Annotated in this window: 19 protein-coding genes; 1 reads left to right on the forward strand and 18 read right to left on the reverse strand. The window is 38.5% G+C overall.

Annotated features, from left to right (window positions below):
- Positions 1-17: 17 nt before the first annotated feature.
- The 14 genes from EP737_RS26715 to EP737_RS02555 form a co-directional block, all read right to left on the reverse strand.
- Positions 18-242 (reverse strand): FbpB family small basic protein, encoded by a 225-nt coding sequence (locus tag EP737_RS26715; protein ID WP_342772875.1) that lies wholly within the window; start codon positions 240-242, stop codon positions 18-20.
- Between the two features lie 252 nt (positions 243-494).
- Positions 495-935, reverse strand: coding sequence for a hypothetical protein (locus EP737_RS02500; RefSeq protein WP_129726344.1), 441 nt, complete (start codon positions 933-935; stop codon positions 495-497).
- Between the two features lie 179 nt (positions 936-1,114).
- Positions 1,115-2,641, reverse strand: a complete 1,527-nt coding sequence (locus tag EP737_RS02505; protein WP_425455838.1) for an FAD-dependent oxidoreductase — start codon at positions 2,639-2,641, stop codon at positions 1,115-1,117.
- Between the two features lie 659 nt (positions 2,642-3,300).
- The gene (locus EP737_RS02510; RefSeq protein ID WP_129726346.1) at positions 3,301-3,540 is read right to left on the reverse strand and encodes a hypothetical protein; all 240 of its coding nucleotides are present in this window, start codon (positions 3,538-3,540) and stop codon (positions 3,301-3,303) included.
- A 186-nt stretch (positions 3,541-3,726) separates the two neighbouring features.
- Complete coding sequence (locus EP737_RS02515) at positions 3,727-4,494, reverse strand: SDR family oxidoreductase (protein ID WP_129726347.1); 768 nt, start codon at positions 4,492-4,494, stop codon at positions 3,727-3,729.
- A 12-nt stretch (positions 4,495-4,506) separates the two neighbouring features.
- Complete coding sequence (locus tag EP737_RS02520; RefSeq protein ID WP_129726348.1) at positions 4,507-5,520, reverse strand: ABC transporter substrate-binding protein; 1,014 nt, start codon at positions 5,518-5,520, stop codon at positions 4,507-4,509.
- The gene (locus EP737_RS02525) at positions 5,517-6,272 is read right to left on the reverse strand and encodes an ABC transporter permease (protein ID WP_129726349.1); all 756 of its coding nucleotides are present in this window, start codon (positions 6,270-6,272) and stop codon (positions 5,517-5,519) included. The genes EP737_RS02520 and EP737_RS02525 overlap by 4 nt, the downstream gene beginning before the upstream one ends.
- On the reverse strand, positions 6,269-7,015 hold the full coding sequence (locus EP737_RS02530; protein WP_129726350.1) for an ABC transporter ATP-binding protein: 747 nt from the start codon (positions 7,013-7,015) through the stop codon (positions 6,269-6,271). The genes EP737_RS02525 and EP737_RS02530 overlap by 4 nt, the downstream gene beginning before the upstream one ends.
- 11 nt (positions 7,016-7,026) lie before the next feature.
- On the reverse strand, positions 7,027-8,475 hold the full coding sequence (locus EP737_RS02535; protein ID WP_129726351.1) for an acyl-CoA reductase: 1,449 nt from the start codon (positions 8,473-8,475) through the stop codon (positions 7,027-7,029).
- Positions 8,472-9,560, reverse strand: a complete 1,089-nt coding sequence (locus EP737_RS02540) for a LuxE/PaaK family acyltransferase (protein WP_129726352.1) — start codon at positions 9,558-9,560, stop codon at positions 8,472-8,474. Before EP737_RS02540 ends, EP737_RS02535 begins: the two co-directional genes overlap by 4 nt.
- Before the next feature lie 359 nt (positions 9,561-9,919).
- Positions 9,920-10,042: a hypothetical protein gene (locus tag EP737_RS26485; protein ID WP_281278868.1), complete on the reverse strand. Its 123-nt coding sequence runs from the start codon at positions 10,040-10,042 to the stop codon at positions 9,920-9,922.
- Positions 10,043-10,340: 298 nt separating this feature from the next.
- A complete protein-coding gene (locus EP737_RS02545) occupies positions 10,341-11,006 on the reverse strand; it encodes a J domain-containing protein (protein WP_129726353.1) in 666 nt (221 codons plus the stop codon).
- 158 nt (positions 11,007-11,164) lie between these two features.
- Entirely contained in the window at positions 11,165-11,659 is a 495-nt protein-coding gene (locus EP737_RS02550; RefSeq protein WP_129726354.1) for a hypothetical protein, read from the reverse strand.
- Between the two features lie 519 nt (positions 11,660-12,178).
- A complete protein-coding gene (locus EP737_RS02555) occupies positions 12,179-12,592 on the reverse strand; it encodes a glycosyl hydrolase family 18 protein (RefSeq protein WP_246040157.1) in 414 nt (137 codons plus the stop codon).
- A 572-nt stretch (positions 12,593-13,164) separates the two neighbouring features.
- On the opposite strand from EP737_RS02555, the gene EP737_RS02560 reads away from it, so the two are divergent.
- Positions 13,165-13,440, forward strand: coding sequence for a hypothetical protein (locus EP737_RS02560; protein ID WP_129726355.1), 276 nt, complete (start codon positions 13,165-13,167; stop codon positions 13,438-13,440).
- Between the two features lie 235 nt (positions 13,441-13,675).
- On the opposite strand, the gene EP737_RS02565 is transcribed toward EP737_RS02560, so the two are convergent.
- The 4 genes from EP737_RS02565 to EP737_RS02580 all read right to left on the reverse strand — a co-directional run bounded on the left by EP737_RS02565 (position 13,676) and on the right by EP737_RS02580 (position 18,507).
- The gene (locus tag EP737_RS02565) at positions 13,676-14,752 is read right to left on the reverse strand and encodes an XdhC family protein (protein WP_129726356.1); all 1,077 of its coding nucleotides are present in this window, start codon (positions 14,750-14,752) and stop codon (positions 13,676-13,678) included.
- Positions 14,753-14,826: 74 nt separating this feature from the next.
- Complete coding sequence (locus tag EP737_RS02570; RefSeq protein WP_205650879.1) at positions 14,827-15,300, reverse strand: (2Fe-2S)-binding protein; 474 nt, start codon at positions 15,298-15,300, stop codon at positions 14,827-14,829.
- Positions 15,291-16,136, reverse strand: coding sequence for an FAD binding domain-containing protein (locus EP737_RS02575; RefSeq protein WP_129726358.1), 846 nt, complete (start codon positions 16,134-16,136; stop codon positions 15,291-15,293). The genes EP737_RS02570 and EP737_RS02575 overlap by 10 nt, the downstream gene beginning before the upstream one ends.
- Positions 16,123-18,507, reverse strand: coding sequence for a xanthine dehydrogenase family protein molybdopterin-binding subunit (locus EP737_RS02580; protein ID WP_129726359.1), 2,385 nt, complete (start codon positions 18,505-18,507; stop codon positions 16,123-16,125). Before EP737_RS02580 ends, EP737_RS02575 begins: the two co-directional genes overlap by 14 nt.
- Positions 18,508-18,707 lie beyond the last annotated feature (200 nt).

An 18,707-nucleotide genomic window follows, 5' to 3' on the forward strand; every position in this document is an offset into this window, starting at 1 on the left:
TTTTTTATCCAATAATGTTATTTAGCATTTACATATTTTTCATCGATACGTTTTTCAATTCTCTCAAGTTGTTTCTTATCTTTTAAAAGTTCCTCCTTATTTTTTCTGATTAACTCTGATAAAGATACTTTAACTTTTTTCATAGCTCCATCTACCTCTCTTTTCATTGTAAATACTGTATAACCAGCTAGCAGACCACAGCTTAGCTGGGCACGCAAAGCGCAAAAAAAAACCTTTACCATCGTTGGTAAAGGTTTTTTACGTACATATAAAGGACCTTTACCATAGAAAAAGTAAAGGTCTTGCTAACAACATTATGTTGCCAACAAAGCCGGAAGCAATACAGCTCCGAAATGACGACTTTGTTGTAAAAGCTACTCCCCTTTAGGAGATTTATTCGACTATTTGAAATAATCATATTATAGTTACGATTCTTCTGTCAATGATTTTTTGCATATAGCCCCATAACATTTTAACACATCAAGAGTCTCTGATTACGATTGAAGCTGCTTTAGGAATATGTTCAAATCCGCTTGTACCTTTTTAACCAACTCCTGAATTTTGGCTATATCTAGCTGTTGCTTTCCTGTCTCGGCAATGAGAGGATATAAATTCGCCTCAATTTTGGTATATTGATCTGGATATGCTTTCTCTACATCCTCTTCAAATGAGTCCCATTTTTTAGCGATCTCTTTTCCAAACTTGTTAATCGTTTCTTGCTGAGATGAGGTTTTTAAATAATTTTCTAGCTTTTGCACCTCCTGCAGCACACTGTTCACTCCCGTTTTGAGATCAGGCTGCAGCTGAGTTACAGATTGGGCTTCCTCTTTTGGCGCTTGTTGTGCGCCCTCTCCAGTTCCGGAAGCACCGCAGCCTGTAACAGACAAAGCTCCAGCAAGAACAATAAATGACAGCCATTTACGAGTATATTTCATGGACAAGACCTCCTTTTTCAATGTCAGTCTTGTCCAAATTATCCCGCTCTTATACTTTGTCTATCATAGATTCTGTAAGCTATTTTTCAACAAGGCAATCTGAATCATAGAGTAGCTAATGCTTAGCAGTTTTTTCGTTCCTGGCAAGGTTACTGATAACTACCTCTACGTATCAAGGGTTATTCTAATTCTATTCTTTTCAAAGGCTTTTCTGCTGGTCCTTCTATTACATCGCCATCTACAGAAAATCTTGAACCATGACAAGGACAATCCCATGTCCGCTCTCCATTATTCCATTCAAGTTCACATCCCATGTGAGTACAATTGGAATCGACGAGATGTAAGCATCCTTTCTCATCTCTGTATGCACAAGCCCTTGCTCCGTTTACATTGACAACAGCACCTTCATCAATATCGACATCCTCCGGGGTTCTATAAATAATTCCTATTTTCCCACCAATGAGATGCTTCGCCACATCAGCATTTGTTTTGATAAAGTTCTTAATACTTGGATCAGCATGAAATCTTGAGGGACTATATAATTCCGTATAAGGATTTTCCTTCCCTATAATTAAATCCCTCAGCAATAAGGCAGCTGCGGTTCCATTTGTCATCCCCCATTTTCGATATCCCGTCGCGACAAAGATGTTGGATTGATTGTCTGAGATACGGCCAATGTAAGGGATTTTGTCCAAGGTGATTAAATCTTGGGCAGACCATCTGTAAGGGATTTCTTTTATACCAAAAACTTCCTCTCCGAAAGCTTCCAATGCTTCATAATGCTGAATTGTAGGTATCCCTTGACCCGTTTTATGACTTTCTCCCCCGACTAAGATGAGTTTCTCTCCGTTAAAGGTTGTATAACGAAGGGAACGTGTTGGGGAATCTGCACTTATATACATTCCACCAGGGTAGTCTTTTTCTGCCTTTATTCCGAGTACATAGGATCTTTCTGCATACATCCGTGTAAAATACAAGTTAGGCATGTCATAAAAAGGAAAATGCGAGCAGGATACAACGTTTTTGCATGTAACACTATACCCATCCCTTGTGATAACTTTCGGGCGATCTCCTTTCTCAATAGTTACTGCTGTTGTATTTTCATAAATCATACCTTCGTTTTTGACAAAAGCTTGAAGCAGATGAAGCAAAAACTTTAATGGATGGAATTGTGCCTGTTGTTTCATGACAATAGCCGCTTTTACTTGTAAAGGGAGAGGAATACTTTCTACATATTGACTGGCAATTCCCAGCTTCTTGTAGGCTTCATATTCCTGATTTATCTTACTAACAGAAGAATCGGTATTTCCATAGATATAAGCATCTTCTTCCGTAAAGTCACATTCGATGTTATGCTCCTGAACCATATTTTTAATAAAAAGCAACGCTTCGTTGTTGGCCTCATAGTAAAGTTTAGCTTTTTCTTCCCCTAAATGATTAATAAATTCATCATAAATCAAGTCATGTTGTGCAGTGATTTTTGCAGTGGTGTGGCCAGTGGTGCCATTTAAAATGGTACTAGCATCTAAAAGGGCTACTTGTAATCCTTCTTGTACAAGCAAGTAGGCAGTGATAATTCCAGAAATGCCTCCTCCTACTATTGCTACATCTGCTTCAATATCTCTATCAAGCTTTGGAAAGGACGGAAATTCTAACAAATCTCTCCAATAGGGTTCTGGGAATTGCGGCATTTTACTAGCTTCTATTTTATGTTCCGTCATAAAATGTACCTCCATCAATCGCTCTATTTAATATATAATTTATCCAATATGTGAAATATAATAACTTTATGTAATTTTTTACCTTCATCTCCATTATGCGTAATTCTCGTCAATCCAATACGTTGTTCCTCTTCTCATTTAGCCATTCCACCTTCTACTGCGTTTTAGCAGGTATGTCAGCTTTGAACTTATTCCTCATTCATTTTCAGGAAAGCAAAAAAGCATCTCTACCGAAGCAGAAACGCTAAAAACGCTGAGATAACGAACATTCTCGTTTTTCATTAGGGTAGTGATGGACACCGAATGCTCTGACAAAAGGCTGATTACATTGAATGAAACACACTTTTGTTAGGCAATTTTAACAAAAGGGTTTATTTCATTTTGGAGGGTTTTATGAGATGATTTCGCAAATCTAGACAGGTCAGACTTACTTATCAAAAAGCTTTACTTATCCATTATTTCTTAGGCTAGAAGTGAAAAATAAGTCTGTCTTCGATGGTAAGGTTTTACGGTAAGACAAACAAAAAACCAGCCCTTTGGTGACTGGTTGATATAAGATAGCTTATCAGAAATAAGGTTACTAACCTACCTGTTTATAATCCCCTAGTAAGAAGAGACTTTACTCTGCCTCCTTTTATTTCACCTTATGAACAGCCTCCACCATCTCCTCCACCAAATCCTCCAGAATCTGTTGATCCACAATCTGAGTAGGAAGAATCAGAGGTTGTCAAAGCTGAGCCATTATGAATATACATAGGGCTATCAATATGATTTTTTTTTAAACTATTTGTACTATATCTATGTCTGTTTACATCCATTCTTAATAAAGAACTGCCTAAAAACAGGACAAAGCAGATTACAGCAAGTATTATAAATAATGTCATAAAAACAACCTCCTCTTTACATAATATTCTAATAAAATGGCTTATTTCCCTGCAATTAAAGAGCTATTTTAAAATTACTAAAAACCAAAATAAAAAGAGGCATCATTAGACGGCCTCTTAAAAGCATTAATATTCACATTATATAAACCTAGCATATCAAACGCAGCAGTACATTAATTGTACAGTCTACATCACAAAACCACCATCGACAATCAAGGTTTGTCCTGTTACAAACTGACTCCAATCTGAAGCTAAAAATAAAACAGGACCCGCTATATCCTCAGGAAGAGCAATTCTGCGGAGCGGAGTTTGAGCAATAATCATTTCCTTCATATCTTCCTTTGTAAACCTGCTTGCATCTGTTGGGTAAACAAGCCCCGGTGCTACACAGTTGACTCGAATACCAAAAGGTCCCAGTTCAGCTGCTAGATTGCGACTATATCCCATTAAGGCTGTTTTCGCCGTATTATATTCATGATAAGGGACAATCGGTCTTTCAACTAAATTACTAATGATATTGATAATACTTCCCTGACTTTGCTTTTTCATAGCAGGAAGAACTGCTTGACACATATAATGAGTAGAACGAAGCGCTCCATCGAGCTGGCTTTGGTAATCTTCCCATTTTAACTCCCAAAACATTTTACGATCATCAGGATTGAAAATATACGGTTTGAAAGCATTGTTTACCACAACATCAATTCTTCCCATTTCTAAGAGGACTTGCTCAATCATCCCTTGAACAGCCTGCTCAGATGTGACATCTGTCTGAAAAGCCCAAGCATCCCCTCCAAGCTCTATACAGGAGGAGACTACCTGTTCAGCAGCCTCCTTGTTTTGGAGATAATTCACAATGACAAAAGCCTTTTCCTTTGCAAAGGCTCGCGCAATAGCCGCGCCAATCCCTCGGCTAGCCCCTGTGATTAGGACCACTTTTCCTTGAAATTTCCCCATAGGATTCCTCCATTACTTTTTAGGAAGCAGCTCTTTCGTTACAACCTCTTCCATATTTAGCTTCTGTGTGATTAAGCCTAATGTTTGATACGTATCTGCACCTTGCTGAAGAATAGTTGTATCAAGTGCTCCTAATCCGTTTTTCTCTGTTAACTCCGATATAGTTGAAGCGTTACGAAGTTTAATCATTTCTAAGTTTTGTTTTTCATCTTTTCCATCAATTGCATACGTTTTCGCTAAAGAAGCAGCTTCTTCTGGATTTTTAATCATCCACTCTGCACTATTTTTATAGGATTCTAAAAACTTCTTTAACACGTCTTTCTTTTCTTCATAGGTTTTTTCTGTCACAACAAATACATCGCTCGGAATATTCAAGTGATTTTTTACATCAATCACATTTACTTCTCCTAAGCCCTTTTGTTTTGCAACTGCCAAACCTGTATCAGTTGCAGCTGTCGCATCTACTTGTCCTTGCATCAATGGTGCAAAGTTAGCAATACCTGTTTCGACAATCTTGACATCCTTTTCAGAAAGACCTACTTGATTTAGCAATACAAGCAAGTTTTGGCGAGTACCACTTGATAAACTATATACGCCAATCGTTTTTCCCTTTAAATCTTCAGGCTTTGTAATATTACTTGTTTTCAGCGACACAATATTAAATACATTTTGGGGATAGATGTTGTAAATAACCTTTAATTTTTCCCCCTTATCCAAAGAAGAATATACAGAACCTGGGTCTGTAAATGCAATGTCAGCCTGTCCGGAAAGAATATTCTTGATTGCATCTCCACCGCCGGCACCAGGAATCACTGTTACGTCTAAACCATTATCTGCAAAAAATCCTTTCTTCTTATCCACCAATAGATTCGTTTGCTCTGTTATTGGCTTACTCCAAATGGCTACCTTAAGGCTTTCTTTTTCAACTGTTTTTTTTGCTGCGTCTTTTTTCTCTTCTGCGCTGCAAGCTGAAATCAGCACGGTTACAAATAGTAGTACTACCGCTAATACATGTTTCATCTTCATTTTCTTTTCTCCCTTGTATATGGCTTTAGCCATCTTTTTTCCAATATAGCAACCAATTGGTATAAAAACATACCTATGATGGTTAACAAAAGTAACGATACAAACATTAAAGGAGTGTCCATCATTCCTTGTGATGCGATAATTAACGCTCCTAGCCCTTCACTGCCGCCAATGAATTCCCCGACAACCGCCCCCACTACTGCCAGTACTACTGCCACCCGAAGTCCTGCCAGGATACCGGGCATGCCAGCTGGGATTTTCAAATGAATTAAAGTTTGCCAACGGCTCGCTTTCAGCATTCGAAATAGCTCTTCTTTCTGCTTATCTACATATTGAATCGCTGTTACTGTATTCTCCAATAAAGGGAAAAAACAAATAAGAGCTGTAATGACAACTTTTGAAGTCATCCCAAATCCAAACCAAAGGATAAACAACGGAGCCAACGCAAGCTTTGGCACAGCTTGGCTAGCGATCACATATGGAAAAAGCAGTTTTCGTAAAAACTCTACTTCGCCCATTAAAATTCCAAAGAACAACCCAAACAAGCCCCCACAAAATAGACCTAGTACAACCTCTAATGTCGTCCGAATAATATGAGGGAACAAATAGCCGCTCCGCATTCCATCTAGCATAGTAAAGAAGATAACAGAGGGTGCAGGTAATACCAGCTCGGACATATTTTTCGCTAACATTTCCCAAAGAGCAAGTAACACAAACAACAGGAGGAGGGAATATAGTCTTACATTTCTCATGGCTGCCCTCCACTCATCACTTGGCGTATCTGTAAGCATAATTCGTTAAAGCCAGCATCATATCTTGTTTTGAATGTACGTGGCTTTGTAAGCTTTACATCTGATGCATAGATAATCTTCCCTTTCTCCATAACTGCAACACGGTCAGAAAGGTAGACTGCTTCTGAAATATCATGTGTAATAAAGAGAACCGTTGTATTTTGAAGATTGCAAATTCGCAAAACATCATCCTGCAGCTCTTCTCGAGTGATGGCATCTAATGCCGCAAACGGTTCATCCAAAAATAGCATGGATGGTTTTTGAATCAAGGCTCTAGCTAATGCAACCCGGCTCTGTTGTCCACCAGATAACTGTAGCGGATAGCGTTCGAACTGTGAGGAAAGCCCTACTAGTTCCAGTAATTGAGCAGCATGCTCCCGGTCCGATAAAGTCACCTTTCGTCTAAGGGAGATTGGCAGCAATACATTATCTATTACCGTTTTCCACTCTAATAAGGTAGGAGATTGAAAAACAAATCCACATTCATGAGAAGGTTCTGTTACCTGCTTTCCTTGCAGCTGTATATTTCCTGTATCAGACTGGAGTAAGCCGGAAGCGAGCTTTAATAAAGTCGTCTTTCCACAGCCGCTTTTCCCTAGCAAACAATGAAACTCTCCTTTTTTCATTTCCCAATTTACCCTATCGATGATTACATTCTGTCCCTGATAGCTATAGGTTACATTATTGATTGTTAAAAAACTCATGTTGCTACCTCCTAATCAACATAAGGGGCAAATTGTTCACTATAATCCTCCGCAGAAGACTCAATGTCCACTATGTTCACTAAATCTAATAGATTAAATCGGCCATCATGGTGCCAAGCAGCCTCAGGTGAGGTCATGCTTCCCAAAGCAGTGATACGTGTAACTCCGCTTTTTCCTAACAATTCTGCCCATTGAAATAATTCCTTTGGGCTTGCAGCTACACCAACTGTCTGAAGAAAAGATCGATAAGGTGCAAGCAAAGGCAGAATGTCATCTATACTTTCAAATGAAATCACTTTAATGACTCGGTTCAGACAACTTGGTGCAAAGTCCAGTTCCTTTTCATAGACAACAGTCCAGTCATTTGTCTCATTCCCGAGTACTTCTTTATCAGGCTGGTTAAACATACTCATCTCTTCTTTTTGTCTCCATGAAGATAAGGACACTGATTCCTCCATAGAAAGATCCCGACGCGGATAACGCTTCTGGAAATTCTCCAATTCATTCGCCATATATCTAGTAAATTCCCTTGGAGAAACATTTCCTCCCTCTTGTACATAGAAAATATGAGGTGAATAGCAGCCTTGCTGATCATACCGGATAACATCAAGAGCCGCTTGATGTACGGATTGCCATGCTTTTCTGGAATCAAGACTTAGTTTTGAAACGATCCCAAAGCTTATTTTGTGGCCAAAGGGCAAAAAACGAGTTGTTATCGGCATTCGCTGCTGTAAAGATTGCAACGAATCATTTCCGCCATACCCAACCACAACATCGGCTTGTTGGAATAAAGCCTCCTCACGTTCCTCATCTCCGCCTTTCCACCAAACAACGGCAAAACAGTCAGCTAATTTCGGTTCAACTTCAACGATTAAGTGAGCAAACCATCCTGCAAACAGCGGCTCTGCACTAGGTACCTTTCCGATATTTCCAGCTTTGACTAACAAACCTGAAATAAAGCTCCATAAAGGCAAAGCAGGAACATTTCCAGACCAAATATGAGTAATAAGATCAGGCCCGAAAGCTTTCGAAAACCCTCCTTTTACACGAGGCTGAAAATTATCAAGTAATAAAGGATTTCCTAAATCCTCTACTAAAAATCGTTGAAGTTCATGCTTTCGAAATGTTTTTAAGTAAGACGTGAGACCAAGACGAATAATTTCTTTGTCATAACCAGTTACGATTGGTAAAAATCGTTCAGCCATTTGGCGATACACGGTACCTCGATCAAGCAATCGTTCGATTACTTGATCAATAATGTTCACAATTTCCGTACTTGAATAGCATTTTAAAGTTTCAGCACTAGCCTGTTTCACTTTTTGAATGACTTTATTCATCTGTTCCGTCGTTAAAAGTGGAATTTCCACCGCTATTTCTTCATCCTTATTGCGATACTTTAAAACTTTATATTTAAACTCGTTTTCTCCGATATTCGGAAGGTAACCTGCCTGTACTCTCATTTTGAGTGCCCCTTAGCTGCATGCAAAAATTCCTCCACTGCAATAGAACAGCCCTTTGCCGCAGTTCCTTGCACCCTTCCTAACAGAAGAAAACCATTATCTACCTCTATTCCTACATCCTCAGTTAAGATGGTCGTCACAGAATTAAAATTGGCTAAATCACAATGTACAAGTACTCCGCGTTCTCCTTTTTGGACTGCCTCACCGCTCAATGGGTTAATCACCCTTGTTCGTATCCAATTAGGTCCGGACTTGACTGAGGGCACTATCTCATTTCCATCATCATAAAACTGTGTACTCAGTTCAGTCATGCCGTACATATTGATGCAATCCGCACGGTCTACTCCTAAAGCATCAGAAAGCAGCTTGTAAAAATCGTCTAGCTCCATTTCCTTAGATTGCTTTTTAAAACCACCCGTATCAAGAATTCTACTTCCTTTAGGCAAGGAAAATGTTTTACCAATACGTCCTAATTGCTCAAGCATATGAACAAAACTAAAGCTCGCTCCAATAAGAGCATATGGTTCTCCTGTTTCCTCGGCATGTCTGCATTCTTGTATGAAACGCTCAATATCCACTCCGTCATTGTTAATTAAATAATGGCTATCCTCTGTACCGAAGTGTTGTACAGCTAAGGATAAATAATGAGCCAAAGAGGAGTTAGGCATCTCTGTTGCTGTTGGAAAAAGAACACCGATACGAATTTTATTGAGCCCCTTCATGAATCTTTGCTGAAAGTTCTGAATCATCGACTGATCGTACACATGCAAAGTAGGATGATAGTGTTTTCCCCTTATCCCTTTCGTAGTACCACTTGTCATGAAGATAGCTTCGGCCTGCTCCGAATCTGTACAACTTAATGTCACATCTTTAAAGGCATTGATTGGAACTGCAGGAATATCTCGCCACGATTTGACCATTCTCGGTGTCTTACCCTTTTGCATACAGAACGAACGATAGGGTAAATTATATTGATACTGATATAAAAATAGCTGTAATGCTTGTTCATTAAAGTCATTCTCATCAGAGCTATCCCTTTGTATAAAACGCAGAACATGTTCCATGATTTCTTGTTGCTGTTCCATTGTCTCCAAACCCTTCTTCCTAATATAAAAAAATGCACTTTGCGTAAGCAAAGTGCATAAATATCCTCTTCATCACTTTTCCTACGCTGGCATTACCCAACAGGTTCAACGGTCTACGACAGATTAGCCGTACTCTCAGCCTGATACCACAGACTCCCGATATACAAATATAAGCTAAGGTTTATGTAAGCCTATTCAATCCAATACAAGATGTAATAAGGCACTAAGAAGCTGCCAACTCGACATATGAGAATTCTACTCTTTCTTTAACGAAAACGCAATAGATTAAGTTCTCTTCTTCAACTGAACTGCTCTGTTAACCGCCTATGAAGCAACGCTGCACCACAGAGAATGGAACTTCAAACCAAAGTCGCCTTTACCAATACAGCTTTAATCATAAAATAGCTGATATCAGATGGCAGCTCGTCTTTAATAGTCCTTAGTTTCTCCGTACCTACACGCAATACTGTAAACAGCGGCATTATCGTCTTCGTTAAGAAAAAATTCGGACAAAGCTTTCTATAATTTCACATCCATAAAAATGTCATCCTTATCAGTTATTTAATCAAAAAAAGGATAGCGTTTTTTGTTACATGGGATATGTATTTGAATGAGCTTGGCAGGCATGGAGTACTGACGGCAAAACGCAGATCTCGTATATATGCGTTTTGCTGTCAGAATTCTTTAATAACCTGAGGTTCATACTCACCATTACAATTTCTAATAACTTGTAAATCTGTGTTACTACGTTACACTACATACTCATGCTTATTTAGCATTCTATTCCTCAAAATGATATTTAAGTGTCTCAAAGTCCATAACAAGTTGCTTAAATAACTCTGCATTTCCGTTCGGCATATCTGGATGGTACTTTTGGGCTAATTTTAAATATCTTCTTTTGACAACTTTTATATCCGTTGTATCAAGGGGTAATTCAAATTTCTTCAAAATTAGAGTTATTTTATTCTCACCATCATTTGAATTACTCAATCTCTCCTTAAAATAATCCCGATGTTCTTCTGCGCTCTCATCACTAAACGCCTTGGTCTCGGATTCATCTTCATTAAATATTTCTCGAAAACTCTCAATCATTTTTTTGAAATGCTCTTTAAGCTCTTCCTTCGCTATTTCCCATTTTTCACGTCTGATTCTTCTATAAATAGGTCGACCTAATGTGTATTGTAAGAAGTAGTGTAGCATGGCTACTATAATGGATGTACTAAAAGAACCTTGCATAAATGAGTAAAGTTCCGCGCCGTCTTGTATGAATAAGTTGCCAATTATTAAAAGAATAAAGAAAAGAAGTACACCAAATATTAAATTAGACTCTGCTAACCTTGAATATGCATTAAATATTCTATGGTCCCTCTCATAGCTTTCCTCTTCGTTCAAATACTTCCAGAAGTAAATACAGGTAAAAATTTTCTTAAAAAAGGGCTGTTCCATTTCTCTTCCCCCAAAATGCAGATTCCCTCCCTCTATAAATCTTGATGTCTCTACCTAACGATATTAACGGGATAGGTCAATTTTGGCTATAATATTTCTCTTTCCGACGTGTTTTAAATTAAAGAGGTTGGTAGAGGCGGCACCCCCCTACACTGTCTTTACTTATAATATTTACTCATGATTTTATTTTGCTTTTCTATATTCTCAGACAAAGCGTTAATCTCTTCCGGCAACTGCTGGACAAATAAATCAAATCCATCCATATTCCCGAACAACTCAACATTTCTATAAATTTCTTCCATTAAAGCAAGGCTGTTTATAGCATTTTGCTTTAACTCTAATGTGTCTTGATATTTTAAATCAGTATTATTGATTTCTTCACGGATCTCTTTTACTTCCTTTTGTAATTTAAGACGCGTATCGATTCCTTCTTTTACATTCCAATCCATTAATGAAAGACCATTATTATGTTTTGTCAAATCATCAAAATATTGTTGATTCTCTTTCAACAAGGGGAAGAATCGCTCGTCTAGTTGTTCCCGAAATGTATAAAACTCTGCTTTTTGTTGATTCGTTTGGTGAACCTTTACTCCTATAAATGCTCCAAAAATTACAACAACAACTAATGCTCCAATTAAAAACCACTTCTTCATAACTCTTTCCCCTCTTACATTAATATATTAATCTATACTTTATTATCATAAAGTATAGATTACATAGGTTGATATATATCCCCAGCCCTATTTTTAGAAACATAACAAGCTCAGCCAGTCTGTGTAACTATTCTTGCTCTGTCCTGCAGTATCCCACTACAATATATCTATATATTAATATGAATTAAAAATAAAAACATTTTTATATACATACTCAGGCTGATTTAATTGTAACTCTAACCACCCTGTATGTGTGTTTTAAGGGACTGAGTTAACCTATCCAACACTTTATTTGCCATAAATTCAACTTCATCTTGGGCCTTTAGGAAGCTCTCACTGCTATCTGATTGTTCCTTAATCATATCAATATTTTCATTTACAATAGAAACTAACTTCTTTAATTTTTGAACACTTGCTTACCCTGTTCTGTAGTCTTCGTATGGGAAGTGGACCCTACTTCCTCTTTATTACATACCGTAAGAATGCCTCCTGCTAATTGTGTAAGTCCTAAAACAGTAACTAAACCTTTCTCATAAAAATAAGGCTCTTAAGATCAGGATTCTTTATCTTTGCCGCTTTAAGCTGCTCAAAATTCTGTTCATCAATCTCTGGATACCCTAGAACTACCTTTCCATCTCTTATATTCGCAAATGCATAATTAATATGAGTTAGTCTTGAAACATCAATATCTGTTACATTATATCCAGAATAGCTGGCCCATGCTGGATAGTATCCAATAATTCTTTTTGATAATGGCTGTTTCGCGGGGACAGGATAGTTGTCGGAATTCTGATAAGCCCTGTATTGCATGTCATTGTAGCCTACATACGGTGAGGGTAACATACTCGGAAAATAAGGATAGTAGTAAGAGGGTCTTCGAAAATAGGCTGTATTCGAAGCAGGGTGTGGCCAATAGGAATTTCCTGTGTACATTATAGAACACCTCCTAAATTCTTCAAAGGTCCTTGTAACAAAATATGTGAGTACTTAAGTTTTATACGTATATATTAATCGGTTCTGATGCAAATATAATTCTTTAGAAACGTAGAACCCCACTATCCTTTTCAACTGTGAAGCCTGGCTGGACTATTACATATAAAAAAACCCATCATAAAAACGATTCCATACACATATGTCATGAACCGTTTTATGATGGGGTAAGATCTAAGGTTTAACCATACTAGATATCCTTCCCGCCATAGAGAATGAAACGAACAGGATCAATATGTAACAATATGTTACATTTCATCAATGAATGTTTTGTTTCTATTAACTTTTTAAATACACCATACCTTCTTATTTTTTGTGAATATTTATATGACATATTTCTCGTATTGTTTGTAACAATCTACATTATTTTTTAAGTTCCTAAACAGAACAGCAACCCAAGGTTACTTAATTCTACATATTACCTTTAAAGTTTCTTCATCCAGCCCAATCAATTAATCGAATTTTGTATATATTGGATATACATCATGAAAAACTTTTAATTCAGGAGTGATGATATGGCTTCTAAAAGTAAGTTTGATGATTTTTTCTTTGGTCCTAAACATAAGAACAATGACATTCATAATAAGAATGAATACTCTAATGAACACATTCTGGAGTTACTTAATGGTCAAGGTAATCAACAAGATCGAAAAAGTAATAAGATTGGTCCTTCTCTTCTTCCTCCTATTCCAGTCGTATTGAACCCTGCTCCAAAACAGATTACTCCGATAGGAACTATTCCCATTTACCCAAGGAAATTTCCAACAATCTCACATGGTCCTGTGTTTTAAAGGAACATCTGCTTAAGGGCATCTAAAGACCTTCGAATGTCCCAAGTGCCCCCATTCTTTTGTACTTTTTGCTGTCACATAGCACTAAACAACTTACACCGCTTACGTCTTCATATTGACGTAGGCATTTTTGTTTATATACGTGTCATATTGCATGAACAATTGGCATGCTCAGAGAAGATATGTCCCTCACCTAAAGCTTATCTTGACAAGCGCAGGACAGAATGGAAACCATTTATTTGAAAAAAACATTGGTTTTCATCGAATTTTGCTTTCTAACCTGTATCAACTGTGCCATGATACTTATGCTAATTTCCTCTGGTCCTTCTGCACCTATATTTAGACCCACTGGGGAATATATTTTATTAAGCAGTTGTTTCGGAGGGAGTAAACGGTCTGTTCTCATCCTAGGGCCTAAGATTCCAATATAGCAGGGAGAAGGTTGTTCTGAAAGTAACTCTAGTATTTGTTTATCTCGAGAAAAATTATGGGTCATTATTAAGACATAACTATTTTCACGAATCTTGTTTTTATTAAAAAACACTTCGGGATGCTCATTAATTATGGAGTCGGCTGATGGAAAGAAAGTTCGATTACACCTGCTGCTTCTTGGGTCAATTACTGTTGTCGAAAAATCAAAAGCTGAGGTTAGTTTAACAACAGGTTCCACATCTGGACCCGTACCAAAAATATATAGTGCATCCTTTGGTTCAAGTCGTTCGAAGATAAATTTACTTTCCATATCATGCATGAAGGTACACTGAAAATGTGTACCGGAAGATGCAAACTCTTCTAAATGGTCTACCATTCTTTGCAGGATGTCTGTATTTTCTGTCTGACCGATTTCCATTTGATCATCGGAACAAAAAAATGTAGTCCCTGGTTCTACTTTTCCTTCTATGCTTCTTGCTACAAAAACTGTTTTTCCATCGTCTAGAAGCCGCTCTATTCTGGGCAATACTGGTTGGCTGTGGTTAGGAGGTATATGGTTCCAGCCAAATGGTTCTAAGAGAATTTTAATTTGTCCATTACAGCCTGCTCCAGTGCCCCAAAGTATATCATTATCAGTGGACAAGTCATACTCAACAATCTTAGACTGTAAAGTGCCCATCACTTCTGCTGCATGATAGGATAAATCCTCTTCTAAACAGCCTGCACTTAAAGTACCGAAAAGACTGCCATCTTTTCCAAAGAACATCATGGCACCTTCATGCCGATAGGCTGATCCCAGCACTTGAATAACGGTTCCCCTAACGAAGTGATCATTATTTTGCGTGGTTAATATTTTTATATATCGGTAGAATTCTCTCATATAATCACCCGACGCCCCATACTTTTATCATAAAACATATTCTCATCTCAACATCCAGAAATTAACACAAATATTTAGAAGAAGAAATTCTGCTCACGTGCCTTATTTAAAACTGATTTTACAGCTTCTTTAATCTCTTGGTAACTAGTACAACGGCAAATATTAGAGCTTAGCCATTCTTCTATGACCGCATCATTTGCATCAGGATGGTTATTCACGAGCGAATGTGCATTCATAATAAAGCCAGAAGTGCAATACCCGCACTGAAATGCCCATTTCTCCACAAAAGCATGCTGTATAGGAGCGTCGTGTAATCCTTCAATTGTAGTGAGTTTTTTCCCGCACGCATCCACTGCCAACATCATGCACGACTTGATAGGCAAACCATCTGCAAGCACTGTACAGGCACCGCAATCCCCGTTCTCACAGCCTCGCTTGGCGCCTGTTAAGTCAAGATTGCCTCTTAATGTATCTAACAACGTATCTGCCGCTCTAACAACCGTTTCCTGTTTTTCACCATTAATATGAAGAGTAAGTTTTATATCCACGTTCTCACCCCTTCTAAATAAGTCAACCCATCGAATAGCGTATTCCGAAGCACAAATAGACGATATTCCGAGGAACCACGTATATCGTCTATTACAGGGGCCGGGATACAACATAATGCTCTTTCAATCCGTTCTTCTAGGGGTAAATCAGTGTTATTTATCTCCTTCTCCATGGCAATAGAGCGAAATGGAAACTCACATAATCCACTCACCGCTAACCTAATAGAAGTGTTAGTTTTTAATAATGCTAGTGTAAGAAGTGGATAATCCACCCTTTCACTCTTTCTTTTTTTCACAATAAAAAATGGCAATGTCGTATATTGCACATCCGTTTTTACCTGGACAAGAAATTCACCTTTGTTTAAGTGCAGCCTTCCTTTAAAAATTTGTTGGACAGGTACATGACGAACCCCTTCATTACCCGCAATAACAAATGTACTATCAGTTAGTAATAATGGGAGTACAGCTTCGCGGTAGATGATGTCACTAGCAAGATTTCCTCCGAATGTAATTTGATTCCTGGATGTACGGTCTCCTATCACTGCAGCTGTTTCACCAAGAAAAGGAAATACCTTCGATTCCGCAAGGTCTGTCAAGGTAAGGGCTGCTCCAACAACTACAGAATTCCGCTTAACATCCAGGACATTACATTCAGGAATCCTCTTAACATCGATTACTGCCTTCGTAAAAATCTGATTGAGTCTCCCAAGAGTAAGGAGTTCCGTTCCACCCCCGTAATATAACGGATTTTTCCTTTCCTCCTCTAGCTTAACAAACAGCTGAACTGCCTCGGTTATAGTTGAAGGATCATAATAGTCAAAATTAAAGTGTAGCATTAGGTCCCCCCCATTCTTTTTCCTGTAATCTTGTTCTCCAAATATACTCTGGAGTAAGAGGGAGCTGACGGAGGGAAACATTTGCTGCCTTAGATAAACTATTCGCAACCGCTGCAGGCATACCCATAATACCGTGTTCACCAAGACCCCGTGAACCATACGGGGAACCTTTATGGGGATTTTCAATGAAATGTACAATATATTCGGGTTGCTCTCCAAAATGCATCACTTTGTACGATCGAAATTGGGTTGTTAATACTTTTCCTAGGTCGTCATACAGAAATCCTTCTCTCGTTGCAAAGCTTAATCCCATATTCATCGCACCCGTCACCTGCGTCTCGGCACCTTTGTAGTTCAAGATCTTTCCGGCATCAGCAACACTAATTGCACGTATTAACGTAAAGGTATTGTCCCTTGTGTCAAATTCAACTTCCACCGCTTGTGCCACCACTCCCCATTCAGGTCCCTGAATGCCCTTTCCCGTTTTAGGGTTCACCTCTGTCAGTCCAGGAATGATATAAGACCCTCTTCCAATAACTTGCGTCCCTGCAACAGTACCATCCGGAAATATATAGCCATACACAATCTCAGAAAAATCAATTGAAATATCTGGTTCTGTCCTTACAAATACTTTTTTGTTAGCGACCTCCAACTTATCTGGTGAACATTCCAATACAACTGATGCAGTTTCCTTTAATTGCCTTATTGCATCTTCTGCCGCTCGTAGCACTGCATTTCCAGCTAGATACGTAGTGCGGCTCGCTGCTGTCTCCCAACTTTCAGGATTCAACTGTGTATCTATTTCCATTTGAATAAACACATCATCAACGTTCATATTCAGTTTTTCTGCAACCATTTGCGTTAAAACTGTTTTTGTCCCTTGCCCTATTTCTACTGCTGCACTATTAATATTGACACTGCCGTCTGAGTTAAAGGTTATTATCGCACCCGCTCCAACGCCTGGTGGTGGATCTCCATTCTTCCATGCACAACTAATTCCTTTTGCCCGTATCTTTCGATCCGAAATTTTAATTCTTTGTCCCTCATCCCAGGCAATAAGCTCCCTAAGCTTCAATAGACACTCTTTGATATTACCAAGATTACTTCTTGTCAAAAGAACTTGGGTAGGAGATGTATCACCTGGTTGAACCGCATTTTTCAAACGAAATTCCAATGGACACATTCCCAATTTATCGGCTAATATATCAATTGCTCGTTCTACTGCAAATGCAGCCTCCGTACGTCCGAATCCCCGAAAATCCGTTACATAAGGATGATTTGTATACATACATAGTGAATCACACCATACATTCTCTATGGAGTAAGGCCCCGTACAATCAAAAGCTGCTGCCTTTGTAACAGGAACTGCCCTTTCTGCATAGGCACCTCCGTCAAATAAGAAAAAGAGCTTTATTGCTTGTAATTTCCCTTCCTTTGTACACCCTATTTTAACCTTTGCATGTAAACCAATATGGACAGCTGATGTAACAATGTCTTCTTCTCGGCTATTACGGATCTTTACCCTTCTTCCACCTACAGCCTTAGAAGCAACATAAGCAAATAGTTCTAATTGCACACTTGTTTTAGCACCAAAAGACCCGCCGACTAACGGAATATGAACGTGCACCTTTCCTTCATCTATATTAAACGTCTCACTTATTAGCTCTCTCATTTCGAACGGTTCTTGTGAGGCAGAGTGTATAATAACATCACCGGACTTCTTGATTTCTGCCTCGGCACATCTTGTCTCGATAGCTGTATGATCAGATTGTGGAAAAGAAAATACTTCTTCAACAAATACGTCAGAACGACCAAACCCTAATTCAATATTGCCCTTGCGAATCCCTTGTCGATTTGCGATATTAGTGCCAGGTATTGGTTGTATACCACCGGATGTCCCTGTGGTTTCCTGCTCCGGGTCAATTAGATATTGTTCTATATCTTCATGAACCAATGGCGCATCCTTCTGATACGCCTCCAAAGGTGAATTCACTACAGGAAGCATTTTATAAGTAACATGTATCAATGTGACGGCTTCAATGGCTATTGCTTCGGTATCTGCTATGACCATGGCGATTGGCTCTCCATAATATCGGACCTTTTCAAAGGCAAGCAACGGGCGATCCTTAATCGTAGTGCCAACCAATATCGGATAGTCTTCACCCGTCACAATCGCACGCACACCCGGTACCTTCCAAGCCTCCTCTGTTTCAATACTCTCTATACAGGCATGTGCATACACACTCGTTAACAGTTTTACATGCAATGTACCAATTTCCTGTTTATCATCAATATACTTTACTCTCCCGGAGACCTTATCCCAGCTTTCTTTCTTGGGAACACTTTTTCCAATAACACGATAGTGCTTCATACGTTCCCTCCTCTTCACACATCTATAAAATCGTATTAATTGAAGTATCTTTTTAGAACTGTGAACCCGTGATATGTAATGAAGTGAGAGAGAAGAGAAAAGGGCTGCTCACTCCAGATGCTTGTAGAGAAAAAATCCATCGATGCTTGAGTCAAAAGGAACATCCTTTTGTTAATGAAATAAATTAGCATATCATTTGC

The organism is Ectobacillus funiculus (genome assembly GCF_004138295.1).
Classification (GTDB): domain Bacteria; phylum Bacillota; class Bacilli; order Bacillales; family Bacillaceae_G; genus Ectobacillus; species Ectobacillus funiculus.

What these genes read in the sequence shown, in the direction of transcription:
- EP737_RS02515 (WP_129726347.1), bottom strand. Translation starts at nt 4,494, where the DNA reads ATGGGGAAATTTCAAGGAAAAGTGGTCCTAATCACAGGGGCTAGCCGA.
- EP737_RS02510 (WP_129726346.1), bottom strand. Translation starts at nt 3,540, where the DNA reads ATGACATTATTTATAATACTTGCTGTAATCTGCTTTGTCCTGTTTTTA.
- EP737_RS02580 (WP_129726359.1), bottom strand. Translation starts at nt 18,507, where the DNA reads ATGAAGCACTATCGTGTTATTGGAAAAAGTGTTCCCAAGAAAGAAAGC.
- EP737_RS02500 (WP_129726344.1), bottom strand. Translation starts at nt 935, where the DNA reads ATGAAATATACTCGTAAATGGCTGTCATTTATTGTTCTTGCTGGAGCT.
- EP737_RS02530 (WP_129726350.1), bottom strand. Translation starts at nt 7,015, where the DNA reads ATGAGTTTTTTAACAATCAATAATGTAACCTATAGCTATCAGGGACAG.
- EP737_RS26715 (WP_342772875.1), bottom strand. Translation starts at nt 242, where the DNA reads ATGGTAAAGGTTTTTTTTTGCGCTTTGCGTGCCCAGCTAAGCTGTGGT.
- EP737_RS02575 (WP_129726358.1), bottom strand. Translation starts at nt 16,136, where the DNA reads ATGCTACACTTTAATTTTGACTATTATGATCCTTCAACTATAACCGAG.
- EP737_RS02550 (WP_129726354.1), bottom strand. Translation starts at nt 11,659, where the DNA reads ATGAAGAAGTGGTTTTTAATTGGAGCATTAGTTGTTGTTGTAATTTTT.
- EP737_RS02565 (WP_129726356.1), bottom strand. Translation starts at nt 14,752, where the DNA reads ATGAGAGAATTCTACCGATATATAAAAATATTAACCACGCAAAATAAT.
- EP737_RS02560 (WP_129726355.1), top strand. Translation starts at nt 13,165, where the DNA reads ATGGCTTCTAAAAGTAAGTTTGATGATTTTTTCTTTGGTCCTAAACAT.
- EP737_RS02545 (WP_129726353.1), bottom strand. Translation starts at nt 11,006, where the DNA reads ATGGAACAGCCCTTTTTTAAGAAAATTTTTACCTGTATTTACTTCTGG.
- EP737_RS02540 (WP_129726352.1), bottom strand. Translation starts at nt 9,560, where the DNA reads ATGGAACAGCAACAAGAAATCATGGAACATGTTCTGCGTTTTATACAA.
- EP737_RS02525 (WP_129726349.1), bottom strand. Translation starts at nt 6,272, where the DNA reads ATGAGAAATGTAAGACTATATTCCCTCCTCCTGTTGTTTGTGTTACTT.
- EP737_RS02555 (WP_246040157.1), bottom strand. Translation starts at nt 12,592, where the DNA reads ATGTACACAGGAAATTCCTATTGGCCACACCCTGCTTCGAATACAGCC.
- EP737_RS02535 (WP_129726351.1), bottom strand. Translation starts at nt 8,475, where the DNA reads ATGAGAGTACAGGCAGGTTACCTTCCGAATATCGGAGAAAACGAGTTT.
- EP737_RS26485 (WP_281278868.1), bottom strand. Translation starts at nt 10,042, where the DNA reads ATGCCGCTGTTTACAGTATTGCGTGTAGGTACGGAGAAACTAAGGACT.
- EP737_RS02520 (WP_129726348.1), bottom strand. Translation starts at nt 5,520, where the DNA reads ATGAAGATGAAACATGTATTAGCGGTAGTACTACTATTTGTAACCGTG.